A 23,332-nucleotide genomic window follows, 5' to 3' on the forward strand; every position below is an offset into this window, starting at 1 on the left:
GGTCAGCGTTCCAGGAGGGACTGCATCTTGGCGGCTGTCAGGGCGGCCGAGCGGCGGGGATTCAGGCGGTACAGGACGTCCATCAGTTTGGCGTCGCGGCCTACCAGGATCCGGTAGGCGTCTCGTTCCATGCCGTCGAGGATTTCCTGGGCGGCTCGCTCGGGGGTGGTTATGCGGTGCCGGCGCATTCGGCGTGCAGGCCCTCGGTCAGCAGTTTGACCGCGGCCTTCGAGGCGCCGTAGACGGTCTGGCCGGGACCGGGAGGAAGCCGCCCATGCTGGCCACGTTGACGATGTGGCCCTCGGGGCGGTCCAGCAGCAGCGGCAGGAACGCCTTGGTCAGATAGAGCGTGCCGGACCAGTTGACGGCGAAGACGCGGTCGATGGCGTCGTAGTCCAGATCTTTCAGGCGGGCGAACGGCTGGATGATGCCGGCGCAGTGGATCACGCCGTCGACGGTGCCCCAGCGGGCGGTCACCGCGGCCGGGAGGGACTCCACGGCCGCGCGGTCGGTCACGTTCAGCTCGTGGGCCGACAGGGCGTGCTCGGCGACGGCGGCGGTTTCGGCCAGGGTGGCGGGATTGAGGTCGACGGCCGCCACCCGCGCGCCCCGGCGGACCGCCTCCTGAGCCACCGCCCGGCCGATGCCGCTGCCGGCGCCGGTGACCACCAGCACCTTGCCTGCCACCTTCACACGGGCCTCCCGGAACGGTCTGGATCTTGGTTTGCAGCGTACGTCGGGGCGACCTCCAGCACCACGAGGCGCTGGGTGGCGCGGGTCAGGGCCACGTACAGGTCGCGAAGGCCGGCGGCGGCGATCCGGGCCGGGTCGGCGACCACGACGGTGTCGAACTCGAGGCCGCGGCAGGACGACACCGGGATGCCCAGCGGGGAGTCGTCGGCGCAGAGGACGGTGGCGTCCGGTTCGGCCCGTACGGCGTCGGCCAGGTCTTCCGCGGCGACGGTGCGCACGGTGGGCTTCTCGCCGTGCCGCAGCGACCGGCTCAGGGTCTGGTCCGGGGCGATCCGGCCCAGCAGGTCGCGGCTGTGATCCAGGATCTCGGCCGTGGTGCGGTAGTTGATCGTCAGGGTGTGCAGGTCGAAGCGGTTCGGGGCGAGCGCCTCGGCCCAGGTCGTCACCGTCGAGCCGGGGCCGGCCTGGGCGAAGTCGCCGACTACGGTCATCGAACGGCTCGGGCAGCGCCGCAGCACGGCCCGCCAGTCCATTTCGGTCAGTTCCTGCGCCTCGTCGACGACCACGTGCCCGAAGACCTCCGCCGGTGGGCCGTCGACCAGGGCGGCGGCCTCGTCGAGCAACGCCGGGCCGGTGAACGGCAGCGCTCCGGCGACCACCTCGGCGGGGGTCAGCCGGGGCCAGACGGCGTCGATCGCGGCGTCCAGCCGGGGGTCGCCGCGCAGGGTGGCTCGCAGGGCCTCCGGGTCGTCCAGTTCGGGCGGTGCGGCCGGGGTGTCGTCGAGGCCCAGCGCGGCCAGGTCGGCGGCCACGGCGGCGTCGAGATCCACACCGGTCAGGGCGGCGGTCTCGGCGTCGATGCGGGCCAGGTCGTCGGCGGTCGCCTGGTGGCGGCGGCGGATCAGTTCGGCGATCAGGTAGTCACGGAAGGCCTGGCGGCCGGGGTTGTGCGGGAGGCCGCTGGCCGCGGCCAGCGCCTCGGCGACGACGGCTTCCGGCAGGTGGGCCTGGTCGGGGCCGGCGGGGAGGGTGAGGGGCGCGGGGGCCGGCTGGCGGGAGCGGACCCAGCCGGCGAGGGCGGCGGCGTTGCCGGCCCGCCCGGCGGCCGGATCCGGAGCGGGCGCGGGGCCGGACCCGGGCGGGACACCGGGCACGGCGATTGCGGCGCGGGTGGTCAGGTGGACGTTGTTTTCGCCCAGGGATGGGAGCACCTCGGAGATGTAGTCGAGGAATCGGGCGTCCGGACCCACCACCAGCACGCCCCGGCTGGCCGGTGGGTGGGCGAACAGCACGTACGCGGCTCGGTGCAGTGCCACCACGGTCTTGCCGGTGCCAGGGCCGCCCTGCACGACGGTGATGCCGCGGTTTGCGGAGCGCACGATCGCGTCCTGCTCGGCCTGGAGGGTGGTGACGGCGTCGCGCATCCGGCCGGTTCGGCGGGCCGTCAGCGCCTCGGTGAGGGGGCCGTCGCCGAGCACGTCGCCGGGGGCCGGTGCGGAGCCGTCCAGGATCTCGTCGGAGACCGAGCGCACGGTCCGGCCGTCGAGGCGCAGGTGCCGGCGGCGGCGCAGGCCCATCGGGTGGGCGGCGGTGGCGGCGTAGAACGGGCGGGCCGCCGGTGCCCGCCAGTCGATCAGCAGCGGCTCGCCGCCGGACCGCACGCCGCACCGGCCGATGTACAGCGTGGTGCCGTCCTGGTGGTCGATGCGGCCGAAGCAGAGGCCCGGCTCGGCGGCGTCCAGGTCGCGCAGGCGGCGGGCCGCGTCGGGAGTGCCGGCGGCCCGCAGGGCGGCCCGCGATGCGTCCAGCTGTTCGTACATGGCGGTCACGGCCGCCTGATCCGGTGCACCCATAAAGAATCATTGTCGGCATAATCGGCCGGAAGGTAAGTCTTGACTTACCCGGCGAGCGCAGCCGTTTCCCGAGGTCAGAGTGCCAATGAGCCGCGCAGCTGGGCGGCTGCCGCCGTGCGGTCGGCGACGTCTGCCACGCGTACGATTGCGGATTTTGCCAACTCCGCAATGCGGGAGTCGCGGCAGGAAGCCGGATCAGCGACGGCGGCCGCGATTTTGTCGGCCGTGCGGCCGGTGCCCGCCAGCACCAGGACCGGACGGCCCTCCGCGACACTGCACCGCGCGTCCTCTACGGTGATCTCACCGCCGTTGACCAGCACCGTGACGCCGCCGCGGCCGGTCGACAGCGCGGACGCCACGCCGGCCAGCCACGGAGCCTCGTCGCCCCACTTGGCGCCGGGCACCAGGACGAAGTGCGAGTGATGCGGCTCCAGCGCGGCGGTGCCGGGGTGCGCGCCCCGGTGACCGGGAAAGTGCACGGTGTCCAGGGCGGGCACCCCCACCAGCGGAAACGGCGCGCCCGCGGCGCGTGCCCGGCCCAGCAGGCGCATCACGCCGCTGTCCGTGCCCCCGTCCACCGCCACCGCACCGCGCTCCCGGATCACCGGCGCGATCACGTCGGTGAACAGGGTGAACAGCTCGTCCATGGTCTGCTCGTCGATGCCGGCGGCACCACCCACCACGGCGACCACCGGCAGTGGGGCGCCCAGGCCGAGGGCGGCGACCGCACCGGGCAGATCGGCAGGCGTCTGGGGCCGGACCGCGACGGCCGCGCGGCCATCGGCCAGCCGCACGGTGACCGTCACACGGTGGACAGTACTTCACTCCTGGGCGGTACCGCTTGACCCCGGTGGCGGCTTGCCGCAAGGCTGTGCGGCGATGGAAAGCTGGACCGACGCCGACCAGGCCCGGTTGGAAGACGCCCTGCGCATGTTCGACCGCCAGGGTGTGACCGCGGCAGCCGAGCGGTTCGCCGCGGTGGTGCGGTTCCGGCGTGCGCCGGACGGGCTGCTGGACGACGCGCTCGCGGTGCTCGCCCGCCTGCACACCAAGCGGTACGTCGCGCTGGTGCAGTGGCTCGCCGAATCGTTGCTGCGCAACGGCCTGGACCAGCCGAGCGTGCGGTACCGCTACGGGCTGGCGCTGCTGGACGACGACCGGGTGGCGGCGGCCGAATGCATCCTGCGGCATCTGCCCGCCTCGGTGGTCCAGTCCGACTCCGAGGTGCGCGGTGCGATCGGCCGCGTGCACAAGACGCGCTACCTGACCGGACAGTCCGAACGGGACCTCGCCGAGGCGGTCTCGTGGTATCGCAGCACCTACGACCGGGACCCGGCGGAACACCATTACCACGGCATCAACGCGGCCGCCCTGCTGCAGCGGGCCCACCTCGACGAGGTGCTCGTGCCCGGCTACGCGACGCCCGGCGCCGAGGCGGCGGCACTGGCCACGGAGATCCACGACCGCATCGCCGGCCTGGCCGGGCCCCGCCGGTGGCGCCTGGCCACGGCCACGGAGGCCGCCCTGATCCTGGACCGGCCGGACGAGGCGCTGGCGTGGCTCAACCGCTACGTGACCGACCCGGACGTCGACGCCTTCGAGCTGAACACGACGTTGCGGCAGTTCGAGCGGGTGCACGGCCTGGTCGACGACGTGGAGCCGGGCCGCCGGCTGCTGCCGGTGCTGCGCAGCCGGTTGCTGGCCAGCGCGGGCGGGCGGGTGGTGCTGCCCGGTGCCGCGGCGGGCGACGCGTCGCTGCGGAGATTCGACGAGGTACGCGCGGGGCTCGAGCGCCGGTTCGGCGACGCCGGCTTCCAGTCGATGAGCTGGCTGCGTGCGGCCCTCACCGCCTGCCGCGCGGTGGCCCGGATCGAGACCCGGCTGGGCGACGGCGTGGGCACCGGCTTCCTGCTGGACGGCCGGTCGATCGCCGCCGGCCTGCCGGACCGGGTGCTGCTGACCAACGCGCACGTCATTCCGGACACGGTCGAACCGATCGACGGCTGCTACGTGACGTTCCGCGGCAACGACGGCGACGGGGCCCGCAGGCAGTACCCGATCCACCGCGTCCTCTGGACGTCACCGGTGCCGGCGCTGGACTGCTCCCTGCTCGAACTGGAAACCGGCCCCGACCCGTCGATCGAGCCGCTCCCGCTGCGCCGCGGCGGCCCGGACCGGCTGGCCGGCCGGCGGGCGTACGTGATCGGCTACCCGAACGGCGTGCAGGACGTGTGCTTCTCGCTGCACGACACCCGGGTGCTCGACCTGGACGACCGGGTGGTGCACTACCGCTCCCCCACCGAGGAGGGCAGCTCGGGCAGCCCGGTCTTCGACCACGAGTGGCGGGTGGTCGCGCTGCACCACCGGGGCGGGCACCAGCTGCTGAGGTTGCACGGGCAGGCCGGCACGTACGAGGCGAACGAGGGCATCCGGCTGGACCGGATCAGGGAGGCGCTGGTGGCCCGGTTCGGCGCGTAGCGGGCGGCTTCCCGCACCCGCCGGCTGACGGTTGAACCGCCGGCGACGCGTCACTCGTACGTGCGCCGGCCCACCGTGCTGCTTGCCGTGCTCGTCTTCGAGCGCCGTGACCTGGCCGATGGAGGCCACCGCCGACTTCGACGACGACCTCACCATCGTGGTGCTGCGGTACGCCGACCGACGCTGTCAGCCGGGCTGGGGAGGCCGGGCCGCCCACCCTTTGACAACGACGGCACGCTACACCGGGACCGCGCCCGCCAGCACCGAGCGGTCGCGGCCCGCGTTCTTCGCCGAGTAGAGGGCGGCGTCCGCCCGCGCCACCAGGTCGTCCGCGGACTCCGTGGTGTCCCAGGTGGCGATGCCGGCGGAGAAGGTCTGCTGGTCCGGCGTCGTGCCGCGCAGGCCCTCCAGGATCTCCGCCGCGGCCGGGCCGTCGCAGCCGGGCAGCAGCACGATGAACTCCTCGCCGCCGTAGCGGGCCAGCACGTCGGTCTCGCGCAGTTCGGCCCGCCAGGCCGCGGTGGCGGACTTCAGCAGCCGGTCGCCGGCCTGGTGCCCGAGGGTGTCGTTGTACTCCTTGAAGTGGTCCAGGTCGAGGATCGCCACGGTGGTGGTGAGCTCGTGCCGGCGGGCCCGCTCCAGGCCGTCGGCCAGCACGTCGTCCCAGGTCCGGCGGTTGACCAGGCCGGTGAGACCGTCGCAGGAGGCCAGCTGGTTGAGCCGCTCGGACTGCTCGGCCAGCTCCCGGGCCTGCGAGTTGACCCGGGTGACGAGCGCCTGGAGCCGGCCCACGACCAGGCCGAAGATCAGGACGCAGCCGGCCGCGATGATCGGCGCGTCGGGCACCCGGGAGTCGTAGCGCCACGCCTCGAAGATCAGCAGGCCGGGACCGGCCATCACGGCGGCCCACAGCAGCGGCGTACGGATCCACGGCATTTCCGGCCGGTTGTCCGGCGACCCGGTGGTCAGCTCGGCGAAGCCCGGGTGCAGCGCGGCGGCGCCCAGCAGGCCGTAGACGGACAGCGAGACGGCGCTCGTCAGGTTGAACAGCACCGGGTTCTCGAGCAGTTGCAACGGGATGAAGGCGTAGGCGCAGTCGAAGACCAGCAGGGCCAGCTGCGACAGCGCGACCAGGCGCATCGCGGTGGTGCCCAGGCCCCGGCTGAGCAGCAGGCTGATCAGCAGCGCGAAGATGAACAGGTCCACCATCGGGTAGAGCGCCACCATCATCGCGGCCGGCACCGAGCCGGCCGTCGCGATCGCCGGCTTGATCAGGAAGATGGCCACCACCAGGGCGAAACCGGAGCTGATCACGGTGGCGTCGAGCAGCCGCTCCCGGTTGCGGGCCGGCATCCGCCGGCGCGCCAGCCAGACCATGCAGGTGATCTGTGCCGTGTTGCCCAGCACGAAGAACAGGTCCTGCGGGCCCGGCGAGGGCGGCATGTTCAGCGACAGCATGACGAACAGGCCGGCGGCTCCGGCGGCCAGGTACACGGCCAGCAGCCACAGCAGTCCCAGGCCGCGCCGGCGGTTACGCACCAGCCCGACGACCAGCGCGGCCACCCCGGCCCAGGGCAGGATCACGAACGCGAGGCCGAGCAGCGGGCCGGCCGGCAGGACGACGTAGGCGAGCAGGCCTCCGACGTAGACGGCCAGGTACAGCCACCAGGCGCGGACGGTCAGCTTCTTGGCAACAGCGGGCACCCGACCAGGAGAACCGCCGGGAGTTGCGCTCCCGGCGGCCTCCGGTTGCCACTCGGTAGCAGTCAGCCGCGCAGCGTGCGGGCCAGCACCCCGATGTCCGGCTGGTCGGTGAACAGCCCGTCGATGCCGGTGTTCAGGAACGTGATCTGCTCGTCCAGGGCCCGCCCGTACGCGTTCGGGTCGGTGCCCACCCGGTATTCAGCGGGCAGGAACTGGTTCTCCGCGCGGAAGGTGTACGGGATGACCTTGAGCCCGGCCGCGTGGGCGTCGCGCACCAGGCTGGTCGGCGTGCCCAGAGTGCCGGTGGCGGTGCGCGGAATGACCTGTCCCTTCTCCGGGCCGATGCCGTTCACGTAGGTCGCCAGCCCGGCGAGCCCGGCCGGGGTCAGGTATTCGGCGTAGGTCCTGGAGTCGTCGAACGGGCCGCCCGCCGCACCGGTGAGGAACACCAGGTTGACCTGGACCCGGCTGGAGAACCGCAGGGCGCGCAGGTTGGCCGCCTCGAACGACTGGATCCACACGCGGGCGCCGCGCCGGTTGAGTCCGTGTCGTTCGAGTGACCGGACCAGCGGCTTCTCCAGGGCCAGACCAAGGCGCCGGAAGTACGTGGGGTGTTTGGTCTCCGGGATCACGCCCAGCTCGCGGCCCAGTTCCCGGGACAGCCGGGCGCGCAGCGCCAGCAGCTCGTCGAAGGTGGGCACCGCGAACAGGCCGTCGTACAGCGTGTTGTGCTGGCGGACGCCGGGCAGCCGCTCGACCGCGCGGAGGGTCTTGAGCTCGGCCAGCGTGAAGTCGTGGGTGAACCAGCCGGACACGCTGACGCCGTCCAGCAAGACGGTCCTCTTGCGGTCGGCGAACTCCGGCCGGTCGGCCACGTCGGTGGTGCCGCCGATCTCCGGCTCGTGCCGGCAGACCAGCACGCCGTCCCTGGTGGCCACCAGGTCCGGCTCCAGATAGTCGGCGCCGGTGCGGGCGGCCAGCTCGTACGAGGCCAGGGTGTGCTCCGGACGGTAGCCGGAGGCGCCGCGGTGGCCGAACACCTCCGGGGCCCGGCGGTCCCGCCCACCGGCCCTGGCCGGCGCGGCGACGGCGGCGGTGACGGCGGGCGCGGCGGCGGCAACGGCGCCGATCCGCAGCACCTGACGACGGTCAGCCACGAGTTCCTCCACGGGACTCGCCCGGCGCCCGTCGCCGGGGTCCCGCAGGGCAGTCGACGCGACGTGATCGACCGGCCGGCGACGATAACGTGGCGACTCCGGAAACGCTCGATGCCATCATGTCGGGCATGACCCTCGCCGCGTACACCGCCGCCGAACGCCCCGACCTCTGGCAGCGCGGAATCCCCTCGGCCGACGTCTGGCCCGAGTACAACCTGCACGGCGACGTGCTGAACCGCTGGTGGGGCCATCTCGACGAGGAACTCGCCGACTACCAGTTCGTGCTCTACGACGAGGCCGAGGACGCCGTGGTGGCCGAGGGGCACACCGGCCCGCTGTGGTGGGACGGCGCCGACGGGACGCTGCCGGACGGCATCGACCCCGCGCTCGAACAGATTTTCCAGCACGCCCGGGCCAAGGAACCGGTGAACGCCCTGTGCGCGCTGGCCGCCGAGAGCCCGCGCTCGGGCCGCGGCCGCGGTCTGGCCCGCCAGCTGCTCGAAGCCATGCGCGGCATCGCCGAACGGCAGGGCCTCACCCACCTGATCGCCCCGGTGCGGCCGGCCACCAAGGACCGCTACCCGCTCACCCCGATCGAGCGGTACGTGTACTGGCGCCGCCCGGACGGCCAGCACTTCGACCCGTGGATGCGCATCCACGAGCGGCTCGGCGCACGGGTCGCCACGCCGCTGCCGCAGTCGCTGCGGATCACCGGCACCGTGGCGGAGTGGGAGTCGTGGACGCAGATGGCGTTCCCGGAGTCCGGCGACTACGTCTTTCCCGACGGCCTCGCCCCGGTGCACATCGACCGCGAGGCCGACCTCGGCGCGTACTGGGAACCGAACGTCTGGATGATCCACCCGGACGTGGCATGAACACGCCGGTCGAGGTGCCGCTGCAGGGCGGCAACATGAACGAGGGCGTGGTGCGCGTCGGCGACACCGTGCGCCGGCCGGCCGGGCCCTGGACGCCGGCCGTGCACGCGTTGCTCGGCCACCTGCACGACTGCGGGTTCGAGGGGGCGCCGCGGCCGCTGGGGCTGGACGAGCGCGGCCGCGAGGTGCTCACCTTCGTGCCCGGCGAGGTGCTCTATCCGGCCCTGCCGGACGACGACGGCCTGCGCCGGGTGGGCCGGCTCATCCGCGACTTCCACGACGCGGTGGCCGGCTTCGTCCCGCCCGCGGACGCGAGGTGGCAGGCGCTGGTGCCCACCGACGGGGACGAGATCATCGCGCACTGCGACCTGGCCCCGTGGAACCTGGTCACCGGCGCGGGCGGCCTGACCTTCATCGACTGGGACGTCGCCTCGCCCGCCACCCGGCTCTGGGATCTCGCGTACGCCTGCCATGGTTTTGTGCCCTTGGCGTCCTATGCCGGCGAGCCGGCCCACCGGTTGCGGGTGCTGGCCGACGCCTACGGCCTCGACGAGCGGCAGCGGATCGCCCTGGTGCCGCTGCTGGCCCGCCGGTCGATGGCGATGTACGACTTCCTGGCCGAGCAGTCCGCGCTGGGTGTCCAGCCGTGGACCCGGCACTGGGCGGAGGGCCACGGCGACTCGTGGCGGGGTGACGCCGAGTTCACCGCCCGGCACGAGGACCGCTGGCGGCGTGCCCTGCTGGATTGATCGTCCGCTGGTAGCCGTCGCGGTCCTGGGTGGTGCCCAGGTAGGCGGGCGCGTGCCGGGCCACGTGCCGCAACAGCAGATCCGTGTACGAGTGCCGGGCCAGCGCCACCAGGTCACCCGGTCCGGTCAGCACCAGCGCGTCGCTGCGCACGGTCACCCGCTCGCCGGTCACCGCGGCGTCCCCGGCCACCACGGTCAGACCGCCGATCAAGATCAAACCCGCTTGCCCGTACGGGGTGCAGCCCGCGACCCCGACTTCGGCCGGCCCACCGTTGATCTGCTGCACCACCACGCCGTCCGCCCGGGACACGAAGGCGCGGTGCCGAGGCAGCCCGCCCCACCAGGCCGACACCTCGGCGGTGGTGAAGTCGACCAGCCGGCAGTAGTTTCCGCCGTGGCCGGTGGCCGCCGCGCCCGGGCGATCGATGGTCACGACCGGGCCGTGCGGCTCGATGATCACCCGCTCGGCCACCGGGTCACCGTGCACCAGGATTGCGGTCGTGCCGTTGCCGGACCGGAACGCCGCCGCCCGGTCGCGGGCCGGTTCGAGGTCGCGAAACAGATGCATGCGGGTCCTTCAATCGAACGCGGGCAGATGCCGCCGCCGGGCCGCCTCCAGGTGGTCCCGCATCGCGGCCTCGGCGATGTCGGGGTCGCCGGCCAGGACCGCGGTCGCGATGCGCTGGTGTTCCCGTCCGGTGGTGCCGGTCTCGGCGTACGGGAAGTAGAGCCGGTGGATGTGCAGGTGCGCGTGGAGCCGGGCGATAGCGTCGGACAGTAGCGGGCTCCCGGCCACCGCCGCCAGCAGGTCGTGAAAACGGGCATCCTGGGCGGTGAGCGCCGCGTGCGAGCGCCGGCCGTCCGGGTCGGGTTCGCCTGTCACGTACGGGATATCGGCCTCGGCGGCGATCGCGGCCCGCTCGGTCTCGCCGGCCCGCAGCGCCGCCCGCCGGACGGCCGCGCCCTCGAGCACCAGGCGCATGTCGAACATGTCGGTGAACTCGTCGCGGGTCAGCAGCGGGCTCACCGTGTATCCGGCCAGCGGCCGCTTGCGCACCAGCCCGTCGGATTCGAGCCGGGCCAGCGCTTCCCGGACCGGCGTCGGCGACACCCGCAACTGCCGCGCCAGCGCATCGATGTTGACCCGGGCCTCCGGAGCGAGCTTGTGCTCCACAATCAGCGCCTTCAGCGACTCGAACACGTCATCGCTGAGAACCGAACGACGAACCGGCGTGATACCGACGGGCAACATGAAGGAAATCCTATATGATCTACGATCGTGAACCCGCTCGACAGAGTGCCGCTGGGCGGCACCGGCGTCACGGTGACCCGGCTCGGCATGGGCCTGGCCCCGATCGGCGGCCTGTTCGCCCCGGTCGGCGACCGCGCCGCCACCGACACGGTCGAGGCCGCGTGGCAGGCCGGCATCCGCTTCTTCGACACCGCGCCGCACTACGGCGCCGGCCTGTCCGAACGCCGCGCCGGCCAGGCCCTGCGCCACCGCCCCCGCACCGAGTTCACCCTGGCCACCAAGGTGGGCCGCCGCCTGGTCCCCGGCCCACCCGATCCCGCCGGCATGTGGGCCGAGCCAACCGGTGACGAGCCCGTCTTCGACTTCTCCGCCGCCGGCGTCCGCGCCGCCTACGAGGACAGCCTCTCCCGCCTGGGCGTGGACCGAGCCGACGTGCTGCACATCCACGACCCCGACCACCACTTCGAACCGGCCCTGACCGGCGCCCTACCGGCCCTGGTGGAACTACGGGAGGCCGGCCTGACCGGCGCGGTCTCAGCCGGCATGAACCAGTCCGCGATGCTGACCGACTTCGCCCGGACCGGCTATTTCGACTGCTTCCTCCTGGCCGGCCGCTATTCGCTGCTGGACCAGTCGGCGTTGACCGACCTGCTCCCGGAGTGCGCCACCCGAGGCATCTCGGTCATAGTCGGCGGCGTCTACAACTCCGGCATCCTGGCCAACCCGGCACCCGGCGCCACCTACGACTACGCGCCGGCCACCCCCGCCGTGCTGGCCCGAGCCCAGCAGATCGAGCAGGTATGCGCCCGCCACGAGGTCCCGCTGCGAGCCGCCGCCCTGCAGTTCCCGCTGGGCCACCCCGCCGTGGCCACGGTGCTGGTAGGAATGCGCTCCCCCGCCGAGGTAGCCGACGCGATAGCCATGGCCTCAGTGCAAATCCCGGGCGCCCTGTGGCACGACCTGAAGACAGCCGGCCTGCTCGACAAGGAGGTCCCGGTCCCATGACCCCCGCCACCACACCACCCATCCCCAGCGCGCCCACCGCGCCCAGCACCACACCCGCCGCGTTCGGTGCGGCCTTCACCGCGGAGATGGCTGTCCGGTGACCGTGATCGATGCGCACCACCATCTCTGGACCGCGGACTACGCGTGGCTCGCTGACCCTGCGCTTGCCGCGATCCGGCGTGACTACACCGTGGACGACCTGCGGGCGCACCTTGCTGCGGCGCGCGTTGATCGCACCGTTCTGGTCGAGGCGGGGCGGTGTGACGCTGCGGAGACCACGGCGTTTCTGGCGCTTGCCGAGGACACGCCTGAGATCGTGGGCGTGGTCGGCTGGGCGGATATCGAGGACCCGGATCTCGCCTCCGTGATTGCCGGGCACCGCGTTGGAAAGGGGGGTCACCTCCTGGTCGGTGTGCGCGATCAGTTGCAGGCCGGGCCCGATGACGTGCTCGATCGGCCGGCGGTGCGGGCGGGCTTTGCCACGGTTGCGGCTGCGGGGCTGGTCAACGAACTGGTCGTGCGGTCGGCGCAGCTGCCTTCGGTGGGGCGGGCGGTTGCTCAGTCGCCGGAGGGCGTGTTCGTGCTCGATCACCTCGGGAAGCCGCCGATCGCGGCCGGAGACCTGGACGGGTGGCGGGCCGCCCTGGCGCCGATCGCGGCGGCCGGGAACGTCGTCGCGAAGCTGTCCGGGCTGGTGACCGAGGCGGCGGACGACTGGACGCGCGCGGATCTGCGCCCGTACGTGCAAACCGCCCTTGATCTTTTTGGTCCGGAACGGCTGATGTTCGGGTCGGACTGGCCGGTGTGTGAGCTGACCGCGCCCTACGAGGAAGTCATTGCGATCGTGGAGGACCTCCTCGGCGGCCGGAGTGCGGACATCTTCGGTGGGACAGCGGTGCGGGTGTACGGATTGGAGCTGCCATGAGGATCGTCGCGGTCGAGTCGTCCGACATCCGCTTCCCGACGTCGCGGGAACTGGACGGGTCGGACGCCATGAACCCGGACCCCGACTACTCGGCCGCCTATGTGGTGCTGCACGCCGAGGACGGGACCGAGGGGCACGGCTTCACCTTCACCATCGGGCGGGGCAACGAGGTCTGCCGGGCCGCGCTCGACGCCCTGGCGCCGTTGGTGATCGGAAAGTCGGTGGCGGACCTGGGCGAGTTCGGGCGGCGGCTCACCCATGACTCGCAGTTCCGCTGGCTGGGCCCGGAGAAAGGCGTGATGCACCTGGCCGCGGCGGCGATCGTGAACGCGGCGTGGGACCTGCACGCGACGACCCGCGGCGTGCCGGTGTGGGAGTTGTTGGCAAGTCTGTCTCCCGGCGAGATCGTGGATCTGGTCGACTGGCGGTATTTGACGGACGCGCTGACTCCGGCGGAAGCCGTCGAGCTGTTGACGGCGGTCGCACCGGGACGTGCCGCGCGCATCGAGCACCTGCGCGAGTCGGGCTATCCCGCGTACACCACCTCACCGGGCTGGCTGGGCTATCCCGATGAGAAGGTCGAGCGCCTCTGCCGCGAAGCCGTCGCCGACGGCTTCCGCATGATCAAGCTCAAGGTGGGTGCCGACCGGGCAGATGACGTACGCCGTTTCGCCCTGGCCCGGCAGACCGTGGGCCCCGACATCCGCATCGCCGTCGACGCGAACCAGCGCTGGGACGTGCCCGACGCCATCGACTGGATGACACACCTGGCTCCCTTCGACCCGTGGTGGATCGAGGAGCCAACCAGCCCCGACGACGTGCTGGGCCACGGCGCGATCCGTCAGGCCCTATCCTCCGCGGCGCCCGGCGGCCGGGCTATCCGGGTAGCCACCGGAGAACATGTGGCTAACCGGGTGGTGTTCAAGCAACTTTTGCAGGCCGGTGCGGTCGACGTGGTCCAGTTGGACGCCTGCCGCGTGGCCGGCGTCAACGAAAACGTGGCAATCCTGCTGCTGGCCGCCAAGTTCGGCGTTCCGGTTTGCCCGCACGCCGGCGGCGTCGGCCTGTGCGAACTGGTGCAGCACCTGTCCTTCTTCGACTACATTGCGGTTTCCGGAAGCCTGGAGGACCGCACCATCGAATACGTGGACCACCTGCACGACCACTTCACCGACCCGGCAGTCGTCACGAACGGCGCCTACCGCCTGCCGACCGCCCCCGGCTTCTCCGCCCGGATGCTCCCCGAGTCGCGGTCCCACTACGCCTTCCCGCACGGCGCCGCCTGGCGCACCTGATCCCCCACCCCGCCCGCCATCGCGACCTTGACGCCTTCGCTACCCGGATCCGGTGGTCTCGACTTTCGCCATTTCGGTTTGGGAACCCTTTGCGGGCCGCCCGGCGCGCACGGCTTACCCCGCCGACCCGGCCGCCGCGCAGGGCGATGATGGCCCGGGTTGAGATCATGTGGAGTTTGCTTTCCGGTTGAACAGGAACTCGACAAGATGCAAAAAGCCGCGGTGCGACCTTTTAGGAGTAATTGTGGCTTTTGTTCCCGCTGAATGCCCGCTGACGAGAACGATCGTCCACTTGTCGGGACGACGGCCACGGCGCCGGGGCCTGTCCCGGCATTCGGTTGCCGGGAACCACCGACGGGGAACGGGAATGACCGGTCAGGAGTTCGGCCGACAAGCCGCCGTCGTATAAAGCGCATAACGGATGATGGCGAAACTCGAGGGTGGTGCAACAGCCAAGATCTCGGGACGGCGACGCGAGAGAGGCGGGGTGGTGGCAACGATGCCCTCCCCCGGGAGAGGGGCCCTGGCGCGCACCGGTCGGACTTCGTCGAGTTGGCCGGGCGGGGCGAGCGCGAGAAAGGCCGGGCGCGCACCGCGCGCCCGGCCTTGCCGAAGCCGCTACCTCAGCTGGCCGTGCAGCTCAGCGTCGGGGTGGCGTTGGTGCCGGTCCAGGAGCCCAGGAAGCCGAAGTTCGCTGAGGCGCCGGCGGACAGGTTGCCGTTGTAGCCCACGTTGCGGGCCGTCACCGTGGAGCCGCTGCTGGTGACGTTCGCGCTCCAGGCGTTGCTGACGGACTGGCCGTTGGCGAAGGTCCACGTTACGGTCCAGCCGCTGATGGCGGCGCCGCCCGCGGTCACCCGGACGTCGCCCTGGAAGCCGCCCGGCCACTGGCCGGCCACCGAGTAGGCGGCGGTGCAGGAACGGCCACCCGGAGCGGGGGTCGTCGGGCCGGTCGTCGGCGGCGTGGTCGGCGGGGTGGTCGGGGCCGTCGTCGGCGGGGTGGTCGGCGTTGTCGTGGGCGGCGTGGTCGGGCCCGTGGTGGGGCCGCCGGCGAAGATGGACGCCTCCTTCGAGGTGGCCTTCAGGCCGTTCGCGCCGTTCACGATGCGCTGGCCCCACGTGGTCAGCTGGGAGGCGTTGAAGCCGGTGGTCATGTCCAGGATCGGGTCGGTGTTGCCGGACCACGACCAGGCCAGCCAGCCCAGGCCGCGGGCCTGCGCCTCGGCCAGGATGGTGGTGTCGTCGACCTGGCTGGAGTCGAACTGCCAGCCGAACTCACCGATCACCAGCGGCCAGCCCTTGCTCTGGAAGACGTCCAGGTAGGCCTTGATCGACGCGGCGGTGTTGAAGACCGAGTACATGTGGATCGACAGCACGGTGTTGTCCTGCGTGTCGGCGTCCAGCACGGTCTGCGCCTGGTCGCGCATCGTGTACTGCCAGTCCTGGCCCCAGTTGGGCGCGTCGACCATCAGCAGGTGCTGGAAGCCGTTGCTGCGCATCTTCTGGATGGCGGCCACCGTCGCGGCGGTCCACTGGCCGGCGTTGGTGTTGCCGATCGGCTCGTTGCCGATGTTGATGACGACGTAGTTCTCCTGGCCGACCAGGTTGGCCTTCTGGCTGATCCAGTAGTTGACGGCCTCGTCCAGCGACGCGGCCGCGCCCTCCTCGCCGTAACCGGTGGTGTCGTGCACCTCGAGGACGCAGATCATCTTGTTCGTCTTGCAGAGGTTGATCACCTGCGGGACGTCGTTCGAGGGGCCCCACCGCTTGCCGCTGCCCAGCACGACCCGGACCGTGTTGGCGCCGGCCGCCTTCATGTCGGCGAACGACTGGGTCTGGCCGGTGTACCAGACGTGCGGGTGGTTGATGCCGCGCATGATGAGCCGCTGGCCGTTGGCCTCAACGATGTTCGTTCCGCTGATGCGCAGGCCGGTGGCGGCGTGCGCGGTGCTGTTGAAGACCAGCACCGAGGCTGCCAGCGCGATCACGGCAGCGACGATCGTGATGAGTTTTCTTTTCATGACCTGCCTTTGAGGGACGGGGAACGGGTGACTAGCCCAGCGATCGATGACGCGATCCACCCCAGCCCGTCGCAGTCCAGCAACGTGCTCGCCCTCGGGATGACACCTTTGTAACGTCTGTAATGACGCGAAGAAGACCGTACTCGCGGTCCTGCGCTATCGCAACTCGTCAATATGTGCGGGCGGTCCGGTGGAGGCACGGACCACCAGATTCGGCGCGAAACGGATCTCCCGGTGGGTGTGCCCGGGGCGGCCCTCGTCGAGCAGCAGCTCGGCGGCGACCTGGCCCAGCTCGTAGTTCGGCTGACTGACGGTGGTGAGCGGGGGCGCCAGGCGACGCGCGATCGGCAGGTCGTCGTACCCGATCACCGAGATGTCGGCGGGCACCCGCACCCCCGCCGCCTGCAGCCCGTCGAGCAGGCCGAGCGCCGCGGTGTCGTTGAGACAGACCACCGCGGTGGGCCGCGGCGAGGCGGCGAGGATGCGGTCGACCGCGGCCGCCGCGGCGTCCAGCAGGGACGGCGGGTGGATGCGTACGCGGATGTCCAGAAGCTCGAGCCCCGCGGCCGCGAGTGCCGCACGGACGCCCTCCCGCCGGCGCAGCACCGGAGCCGGGTCGACCGCTCCGCCGAGAAAGGCGATCCGCCGGTGCCCCAGGCCGATCAGGTGTTCGGCCGCGAGCCGGCCGCCTAGTGCGTCGTCAACCGCGACCGCGCACAGGTCGAGGCGCTCGCGCGGGTGGTCGAGCAGCACCACCGGGATGCCGCGGGCGTTCAGGCGCAGCAGCGGCGACGCGTCGGTGCCGGCCGGCGCGATCACGATGCCGCGGACGCCCTGCTGCTCGAGCAGGTGCAGCAGCTGCTCCTCCTTGTCGGGGCGCAGGTCGGTGCTGCCGGCCAGCAGCAGGCAGCCGGCCGGGGCGAGGCCGTCCTCGATGCCCCGGTTGACCTCGGCGTAGAACGGGTTGGCCAGGTCGAGCGTGACACTGCCGACCAGCAGGCTGGGCAGCCCGCGCAACTGCCGGGCCGGTCCGTTGGGCACGTAACCGACCGCGTCGATGGCCAGCTCGACCCGGCGGCGGGTGTCGGCCGCGACGATCGCGGGGCGGCTCAGCACGTTGGCCACGGTGGACACCGAGACTCCGGCGATCCGCGCGACCTCGCGCATGCTGCCACCCCGTACACGCTCGGTCACGGCTTCACCCTACCGGCCAGCGGAAACTAGTTGATCGACGGGTTTCGATTGCGCGCTGTGTGTTCTACCGGTAACGTGCCGCAATTGCAATCGTCACAATCAGCCCGGACGCCCAGCGGGAGCAACCAATGCGCAGATTCCTCGCCACCCTCCTGACCGTCATCGGTGGAGTGGCCGTGGTGGCCGGCCCGGCCGCACCCGCGCACGCGCTGGACGACGGGCTGGCCCGGACCCCGCCGATGGGGTTCAACAACTGGAACGCGTTCGGCTGCGACGTGTCCGAGCAGCTCATCAAGGAGACCGCGGACATCTTCGTGGCGAAGGGCCTGCAGGCGGCCGGCTACGAATACGTCAACATCGACGACTGCTGGTCGCTCAAGGAGCGCGACGCGGAGACCGGGCGCCTCGTACCGGACCCGGTGAAGTTCCCGAGCGGTATCGCGGGCGTCGCGTCGTACGTGCATGGAAAGGGTTTGAAGTTGGGGTTGTACGCCGATGCGGGCACCAGTACCTGCGCCGGTTACCCCGGAAGCCTCGGCCATGAGGAACTCGACGCGCAGACCTTCGCCGAGTGGGGCGTCGACTATCTCAAGTACGACAACTGCTACAACCAGTCGGACGGCTCGCAGGCCGACTACATCCGGCGCTACACCGCGATGCGCGACGCCCTCAAGAAGGCCGCCCGGCCCATCGTCTTCTCGATCTGCGAATGGGGCTCGTCGCAACCGTGGACCTGGGGCTCCGACGTCGGCCACCTGTGGCGCACCACCGGCGACATCAGCGACGACTGGACCAGCCTCCGCTCGATCATCGCGCAGAATGCACCCCTTTTCCCGTACGCGGGACCCGGGCACTGGAACGACCCGGACATGCTCGAAATCGGCAACGGCCGGTTGACCCCGGTCGAGAACCGCACCCACATGAGCATGTGGGCGATGATGGCGGCGCCGCTGATCATCGGCACCGACCTGCGGGTCGCCACCGCCGAGACGCTGTCGATCCTCACCAACGCGGACCTGATCGGAATTGACCAGGACCGGCTCGGGGTGCAGGGCCGGGTGGTCGCGAACGCGGACGGTCTCCTGGTGCTCGACAAGCCGCTCGCCGACGGGCAGCGGGCGATCGCGCTCTACAACTCGACCGACAGCCTGGCGACCGTGCAGGTCAAGGCCACGGACACCGGGCTGCGGCGGGCCGGCGCGTACCAGCTCAAGGATGTCTGGACCGGAGCCGTCACCCAGGCGAAAAACGTCATCGAGGCGGCGGTCCCGGCGCACGGCACCGTGGTCTACAAGGTGCGCCCGATCGCCGACCCGGGTATCGCCCCGGCGGTGACGGTGGGCGCGAGCGTCGGCACGGTGACCCCGGATGCGGCCGCCGCACTGTCCACGACCGTGACGAACCGCGGCTCCTCCCCCATCCGTGACCTGCGGGTGAGCGTGACCGGCCCGGCCGGCTGGACCGCTACCGCCTCGACGCCGGCCCGGGCGTCGTCGCTGCCGGCGAACGGTTCGCTGGCGACGACCTGGTCGGTGCAGGCGCCTCCGGACGTGACCGCCGGCTCGTACTCGCTCCGGGTTGACGCCTCCTATGTCTGGGGTGCCCGCCATCGCAAGACCGACTCCAGCACGCTCGTCGCCACTGTTGTCACGGCACCCGTGCCCGGCCGCCGGTACCTCAGCACCGTCCTGGCCACGTCGTCGACCAACGCGGTCGGCCCGGTCGAGATCGACCAGAGCAACGGCGGCGCCGGCCAGGGCGACGGCAACCTGATCACCGTCGGCGGGTCTGTCCACAATCGCGGACTGGGGACAACCACCGGCAGCGAGGTGCGGTATTACCTCGGCGGCCGGTGCACAGAACTGACCACCGGCGTCGGCATCGACGACGAGGACAAGAGCGGATCAAAGGCAACATTCACCGTGTACGCCGACGACGCCGTCGCCGGTTCGGCCGACGCCACGCCCGGCGCCGCACCCGTGTCGCTGACCGCGGACCTGACCGGAGCCGCGTGGCTGCGGCTGGTCACCACAGCGGCGGCCACCGCGCACACCGACTGGGTGGCGCCGGTGCTGACCTGCGGCGACGGTCCGGTCCTGCCGGAGGAGCGCACGCTCGCGTCGTTCGAGACCGACACCGAGGGCTGGACGATCGCGAACGCCGACGGCGGCGGCACGCTGTCGCAAACCGGCGCCTTCCACACCCACGGCTCGGCCGGCCTGCTGGTGCAGGCCCCGGTGAACGGAAACTGGTTCGGCCGGGCGCTGGCTTCCCCCGTGGACCTCACCGGCACGAACACGCTCAAGGTCGACCTGCGCTCGGTCGACACCGGCACGGTCGGCGAGATCGCGATCCAGGTGGGCGACGGCTGGTCGTGGTGCCAGGGCGGACAGTGGACCTGGACGAACGCCGGCGCGAGCCGCACCATCCGGCGCGACTTCGACCAGATCAGCTGCCCGACCGGCGTAACGCTGGACCGCTCGCAGGTGCGCGCGATCTGGGTCTTCCTCAACACCGGCGGCGCCGTCCAGATCGACAACTTCCGCGCCGAGTAGGCCGTCGGCCGGGGTGCCCCGGCCGGCGGGGCATCCCATCGCCGTGAGCGCTCACGGTCGATCGGCGGGCGGTCCGGATCAGGCGGAATCGCGCCGGACCAGCTCGGTGGGCAGCACTCTCGACGACACCGGGCGGCCCGCCACCAGTTTGAGCAGCACCTCGACCAGTTCGGCGGCCACCTGGGCCAGCGGCTGGCGCACCGTGGTCAGCGGCGGCGTGGTCGCCGACGCGATCGCCGAATCGTCGAAGCCACCCACCAGCACGTCGCCGGGCACCGCCTTACCGGCGCCGTGCAGCGCCTGCAACGCCCCCACCGCCAGCAGGTCCGAGGCCACGAAGACCGCGTCCAGGTCGGGGCACGACCGCAGCAGGGCCGTCATCGCCTCGCGGCCGGCCTCGATCGTGTACGCCGCCGCCCGCGCCACCATCCGCGACGTCGCCCGGCGGCCCAGCACGTCGCGGTAGCCCGCCAGGCGCTCCACGCCGCCGGCCGTGTCCGCCGGACCGGCCACCGTGGCGATCCGCTTGCGGCCGCGGTCCAGCAGGTACTGCGTCATGAGCCGGGCACCGCTGCGGTCGTCGGCCGCCACGTACGTCATCGACGGCCCGGCGGCGGCCGGCGGACGCCCGCACACCACCAGCGGGAAACCGGTGCGCTGCAGCTCGCCGGCCAGCGGATCGCCGTCGTGCATCGAGACCAGCAGCACCCCGTCGACGTGGCCGCCGCGCACGAAGTGCAGGGTCCGGTCGCGCTCCTCGGGCGTACCGGCCAGCATCAGCATCAGGCTGCGGCCCTGCTCGCCCAGCAGCTGGGTGCAGTTGCGCAGCAGCGAGCCCAGCACCGGGTCCTCGAACAGCCGGTCCGGCGGCTCGGAGAGCACGAACGCGATCGCGCCGGAACTGCGGGTCACCAGGCTGCGCGCGTTCTGATTGACCACGTACCCGGTCTGCCGCATGGCCTCCTGCACCGCCGCGAGCGACGCCGAGCTCACGTGGTTGGCGCCGTTGAGCACCCGCGACACCGTGCCCCGGGACACCCCGGCCACGTCGGCGACGTCCTCCATGGTGGGTCCGCGGCGCTGCGCCCGGCGGGCGGCACCGCGCGATTTCGGGTGTACGGGCGCTTCGTCCGGCATACGCGCGGCCCTCCGTTCTGCTTGACAAGGAGCCTACGCCAGAGGACCGTGAGCGCTCACAGTCTCTCCCACCGGAGGCCATCAATATGTCGCTCCCACGATCCGCGGCGCTGAGCCGGCGGAGTCTCATTGCCGGCGCCGGCGGTATCGCCGCTGCCGCCCTGCTGCCCAGCCAGGCCCTCGCGGGCGGGCGCCCGTCGACCGCCCTCGGCATCCGCGGTGCCGACCTGTCCTTCCTGCCCCAGCTCGAGGAGGCCGGGGTCAAGTACCGCGACCTCGCCGGCCGGCTGCGCCCGTGCGAGGAGATCTTCAGCCGGGCCGGCGCCACCTACATCCGGCTGCGGGTGTGGGTCGACCCGCCCGAAGGTTACAGCGACAAGGCCCGCGCGCTAGCCCTGGCGCGGCGGGCCAAGCGTGCCGGCCTGAAAATCCTGCTCGACCCGCACTACTGCGACTTCTGGGCCGACCCCGGCAAGCAGCCGATCCCGGCGAGCTGGCCCAAGGACCTGCCCGGCCTGACCGAGAAGATCCGCACCTACACCCGCGACCTGCTGCGCGACTTCGCGCGCCAGGGCACCCCGGTCGACATCCTCCAGGTCGGCAACGAGATCACCGCCGGCATCCTGTGGCCGGTCGGCCAGCTCTACCTGCCGGACGGCACCCAGCAGTGGGCCAGCTTCACCGACCTGGTCAAGGCCGGCATCACCGGCGCCAAGCAGGCGACTCCGGGCCGCACACCGAAGATCATGCTGCACATCGACCGGGGCGGGAAACTCGGCGACACCCAGTGGTTCTTCGACAACGTGATCAGCTGGGGCGTCGAGTTCGACATCATCGGCCAGAGCTACTACCCGATGTGGCACGGCTCGCTGGCCCAGCTCCAGGAAAACCTGAACGACTCGGTGGCCCGCTACGACAAGCCGGTGCTGATAGCCGAGATCTCGTACCCCTGGACGTTCGAGGACGGCGACGGCCGCGGCAACATCGTCACCTCGGACGCGATCCTGCCCGACGTGGACCGCTTCCCGGTCTCGCCGGCCGGGCAGGCGGCGTTCTACGAGGAGATCCGCCGGGTGCTGCTGCAGGTGCCGGGCGGGCGCGGCCTGGGCTTCATGGCCTGGGAGCCGGAGTGGATCGGCGCGGTCGGCTGGGAGCCGGGCGCCGAGGCCCCGAACGACAACCTGACCCAGTTCGACTGGACCGGGCAGGCCCTGCCGGCGATGCGCGCTTATCGTCGGCCTTAGTTTTGGTTGCTGTGCCCGGGGGCTTCGCTTCCGAGAGTCCCGGGCACAGTTTTTGCTCGTGAGCCGGTGCACGCTGCGTACTGCGTCCTAGGAGGCTAGGCATCTGCTGCCTGAAGCGGACGGTTTCCTCGAGGGCGGTAACAGCAAGGGCGAAGACCGGTCCGGGCAGTAGCCAAATTTGCTTACTGACCGGAAGCGCGCTAGCCTCTCCCGCAGCAGGTAGCCAAATTTGGTTAGCTAGGGAGAGTCCATGACGACCGTGACGCCGTATGTGATGGTGGAGAGCGCCCAACCCTTCGTCGACTTCCTCAAGACGGCCTTTGACGCGGACATTGCCAAGGTCGTGCCGCTGCCCACCGACCCACAGCGGGTCATTCACGCGGAGGCGCGGATCGGGGACGGTTTGTTGTTCTTTGCGGACGCCGGGCCGGACGGTGGGCAGTGCCAGAAGTTCCCGGTCGAGCCGGCGCACATCCAGATGTGGGTGACCGTGCCGGACGCCGACGACGCCTACACCCGGGCGGTCAACAGCGGGGCCACGCCGGTCATGCCGGTCGCCGCGCAGGACACCGGGAGCCGGATGGGCGGGTTCATGGCGTTCGGCGCGCTGTGGTGGGTCAACGACTGATGAACACGGTGCGGCTGCTCGTGCTCGGCGCTGTCAAGCGCCGGGACCGGGCACACGGCTATCAGGTGCGCGCCGACCTCGAGTCGTGGGGCGCGCACGAGTGGGCCAGCGCCAAGTCCGGCTCGATCTATCACGCGCTCAAGGCGATGGCCGGCGAGGGACTGCTGCTGGTGCACGAGACCACGCCCAGCACGGCCGGCGGGCCGCCGCGGATGGAGTACGAGCTGACCGCGGACGGCGAGCACGCGTACCTCAAAATGCTGCGTGCGGCACTCTCCCACCGCGACCCCCGCCTCGACCTGCTGGCCGCGGCGGTCGGGCTGATCGACGACCTGAGCCGGGACGAGGCTGTCGGGCTGCTGCGGCAGCGCGCCAGCTCGATGGCGCAGTGGCGGGCCAGCATCACCGGGCAGCTTCCCGAGGGCGCCGACCTGGACGCCTGGGGGCCGGTCGGCGAGGTGGTCGGGCTTTGGCTGCACACCGCCGACAGCCGCGCCGCCTGGACCAACCGGTTGATCGACCGCCTGGAAGCCGGTGCGTTCACAATGGACGGCGAAAACTAGGGCA

At 71.7% G+C, this 23,332-nt stretch carries 21 protein-coding genes; 10 read left to right on the top strand and 11 right to left on the bottom strand.

Annotated features, from left to right (window positions below):
- Window positions 1-2: 2 nt before the first annotated feature.
- From Ari01nite_RS51065 to Ari01nite_RS34130, 4 genes are all read right to left on the bottom strand, one after another.
- Window positions 3-131 carry a hypothetical protein gene (locus tag Ari01nite_RS51065; protein WP_275410901.1) on the bottom strand — a complete coding sequence of 43 codons (129 nt, stop codon included), beginning with the start codon at window positions 129-131 and terminating at the stop codon, window positions 3-5.
- Between the two features lie 76 nt (window positions 132-207).
- Window positions 208-693 carry an SDR family oxidoreductase gene (locus tag Ari01nite_RS34120; RefSeq protein WP_203786353.1) on the bottom strand — a complete coding sequence of 162 codons (486 nt, stop codon included), beginning with the start codon at window positions 691-693 and terminating at the stop codon, window positions 208-210.
- Window positions 690-2,546, bottom strand: coding sequence for a HelD family protein (locus Ari01nite_RS34125; RefSeq protein WP_203786354.1), 1,857 nt, complete (start codon window positions 2,544-2,546; stop codon window positions 690-692). The genes Ari01nite_RS34120 and Ari01nite_RS34125 overlap by 4 nt, the downstream gene beginning before the upstream one ends.
- Before the next feature lie 74 nt (window positions 2,547-2,620).
- Window positions 2,621-3,352 carry a hypothetical protein gene (locus Ari01nite_RS34130; protein WP_203786355.1) on the bottom strand — a complete coding sequence of 244 codons (732 nt, stop codon included), beginning with the start codon at window positions 3,350-3,352 and terminating at the stop codon, window positions 2,621-2,623.
- A 73-nt stretch (window positions 3,353-3,425) separates the two neighbouring features.
- Between Ari01nite_RS34130 and Ari01nite_RS34135 the strand changes: the two genes are divergently transcribed.
- A complete protein-coding gene (locus Ari01nite_RS34135; RefSeq protein WP_203786356.1) occupies window positions 3,426-5,024 on the top strand; it encodes a serine protease in 1,599 nt (532 codons plus the stop codon).
- Window positions 5,025-5,261: 237 nt separating this feature from the next.
- On the opposite strand, the gene Ari01nite_RS34140 is transcribed toward Ari01nite_RS34135, so the two are convergent.
- A complete protein-coding gene (locus Ari01nite_RS34140; RefSeq protein WP_203786357.1) occupies window positions 5,262-6,728 on the bottom strand; it encodes a GGDEF domain-containing protein in 1,467 nt (488 codons plus the stop codon).
- 62 nt (window positions 6,729-6,790) lie between these two features.
- Entirely contained in the window at window positions 6,791-7,885 is a 1,095-nt protein-coding gene (locus Ari01nite_RS34145; protein ID WP_203786358.1) for a glycerophosphodiester phosphodiesterase, read from the bottom strand.
- A 128-nt stretch (window positions 7,886-8,013) separates the two neighbouring features.
- Here Ari01nite_RS34145 and Ari01nite_RS34150 point away from each other — a divergent pair, with 128 nt between their 5' ends.
- Both Ari01nite_RS34150 and Ari01nite_RS34155 read left to right on the top strand, forming a co-directional pair.
- On the top strand, window positions 8,014-8,760 hold the full coding sequence (locus tag Ari01nite_RS34150; RefSeq protein WP_203786359.1) for a hypothetical protein: 747 nt from the start codon (window positions 8,014-8,016) through the stop codon (window positions 8,758-8,760).
- Window positions 8,757-9,509: a phosphotransferase enzyme family protein gene (locus tag Ari01nite_RS34155; protein ID WP_203786360.1), complete on the top strand. Its 753-nt coding sequence runs from the start codon at window positions 8,757-8,759 to the stop codon at window positions 9,507-9,509. The genes Ari01nite_RS34150 and Ari01nite_RS34155 overlap by 4 nt, the downstream gene beginning before the upstream one ends.
- Here the strand turns inward: Ari01nite_RS34155 and Ari01nite_RS34160 are convergent.
- Together Ari01nite_RS34160 and Ari01nite_RS34165 are read right to left on the bottom strand one after the other, a co-directional pair.
- Complete coding sequence (locus tag Ari01nite_RS34160; protein ID WP_203786361.1) at window positions 9,463-10,077, bottom strand: hypothetical protein; 615 nt, start codon at window positions 10,075-10,077, stop codon at window positions 9,463-9,465. The genes Ari01nite_RS34155 and Ari01nite_RS34160 overlap by 47 nt on opposite strands.
- Before the next feature lie 9 nt (window positions 10,078-10,086).
- A complete protein-coding gene (locus Ari01nite_RS34165) occupies window positions 10,087-10,761 on the bottom strand; it encodes a GntR family transcriptional regulator (protein WP_203786362.1) in 675 nt (224 codons plus the stop codon).
- 27 nt (window positions 10,762-10,788) lie between these two features.
- On the opposite strand from Ari01nite_RS34165, the gene Ari01nite_RS34170 reads away from it, so the two are divergent.
- The 3 genes from Ari01nite_RS34170 to Ari01nite_RS34180 all read left to right on the top strand — a co-directional run bounded on the left by Ari01nite_RS34170 (window position 10,789) and on the right by Ari01nite_RS34180 (window position 13,986).
- The gene (locus tag Ari01nite_RS34170; RefSeq protein WP_239163267.1) at window positions 10,789-11,766 is read left to right on the top strand and encodes an aldo/keto reductase; all 978 of its coding nucleotides are present in this window, start codon (window positions 10,789-10,791) and stop codon (window positions 11,764-11,766) included.
- A gap of 97 nt (window positions 11,767-11,863) precedes the next feature.
- Window positions 11,864-12,691 carry an amidohydrolase family protein gene (locus Ari01nite_RS34175; RefSeq protein ID WP_203786363.1) on the top strand — a complete coding sequence of 276 codons (828 nt, stop codon included), beginning with the start codon at window positions 11,864-11,866 and terminating at the stop codon, window positions 12,689-12,691.
- A complete protein-coding gene (locus Ari01nite_RS34180) occupies window positions 12,688-13,986 on the top strand; it encodes an enolase C-terminal domain-like protein (protein ID WP_203786364.1) in 1,299 nt (432 codons plus the stop codon). The genes Ari01nite_RS34175 and Ari01nite_RS34180 overlap by 4 nt, the downstream gene beginning before the upstream one ends.
- 623 nt (window positions 13,987-14,609) lie before the next feature.
- Here the strand turns inward: Ari01nite_RS34180 and Ari01nite_RS34185 are convergent.
- Window positions 14,610-16,007 carry a cellulase family glycosylhydrolase gene (locus tag Ari01nite_RS34185; protein ID WP_203786365.1) on the bottom strand — a complete coding sequence of 466 codons (1,398 nt, stop codon included), beginning with the start codon at window positions 16,005-16,007 and terminating at the stop codon, window positions 14,610-14,612.
- A gap of 156 nt (window positions 16,008-16,163) precedes the next feature.
- Window positions 16,164-17,201, bottom strand: coding sequence for a LacI family DNA-binding transcriptional regulator (locus tag Ari01nite_RS34190; protein WP_203786366.1), 1,038 nt, complete (start codon window positions 17,199-17,201; stop codon window positions 16,164-16,166).
- Between the two features lie 128 nt (window positions 17,202-17,329).
- Here Ari01nite_RS34190 and Ari01nite_RS34195 point away from each other — a divergent pair, with 128 nt between their 5' ends.
- The gene (locus tag Ari01nite_RS34195; protein WP_203786367.1) at window positions 17,330-19,756 is read left to right on the top strand and encodes an NPCBM/NEW2 domain-containing protein; all 2,427 of its coding nucleotides are present in this window, start codon (window positions 17,330-17,332) and stop codon (window positions 19,754-19,756) included.
- Between the two features lie 78 nt (window positions 19,757-19,834).
- Here the strand turns inward: Ari01nite_RS34195 and Ari01nite_RS34200 are convergent, their stop codons facing one another.
- Entirely contained in the window at window positions 19,835-20,893 is a 1,059-nt protein-coding gene (locus tag Ari01nite_RS34200; protein ID WP_203786368.1) for a LacI family DNA-binding transcriptional regulator, read from the bottom strand.
- A gap of 86 nt (window positions 20,894-20,979) precedes the next feature.
- On the opposite strand from Ari01nite_RS34200, the gene Ari01nite_RS34205 reads away from it, so the two are divergent.
- From Ari01nite_RS34205 to Ari01nite_RS34215, 3 genes are all read left to right on the top strand, one after another.
- Entirely contained in the window at window positions 20,980-22,137 is a 1,158-nt protein-coding gene (locus tag Ari01nite_RS34205) for a glycoside hydrolase family 53 protein (RefSeq protein ID WP_203786369.1), read from the top strand.
- 250 nt (window positions 22,138-22,387) lie between these two features.
- Window positions 22,388-22,765 carry a VOC family protein gene (locus Ari01nite_RS34210; RefSeq protein ID WP_203786370.1) on the top strand — a complete coding sequence of 126 codons (378 nt, stop codon included), beginning with the start codon at window positions 22,388-22,390 and terminating at the stop codon, window positions 22,763-22,765.
- A complete protein-coding gene (locus tag Ari01nite_RS34215; protein ID WP_203786371.1) occupies window positions 22,765-23,328 on the top strand; it encodes a PadR family transcriptional regulator in 564 nt (187 codons plus the stop codon). The genes Ari01nite_RS34210 and Ari01nite_RS34215 overlap by 1 nt, the downstream gene beginning before the upstream one ends.
- Window positions 23,329-23,332: the final 4 nt, after the last annotated feature.

It is taken from the genome of Paractinoplanes rishiriensis, from assembly GCF_016862375.1.
In the GTDB taxonomy this organism is placed as follows: Bacteria; Actinomycetota; Actinomycetes; order Mycobacteriales; family Micromonosporaceae; genus Actinoplanes; species Actinoplanes rishiriensis.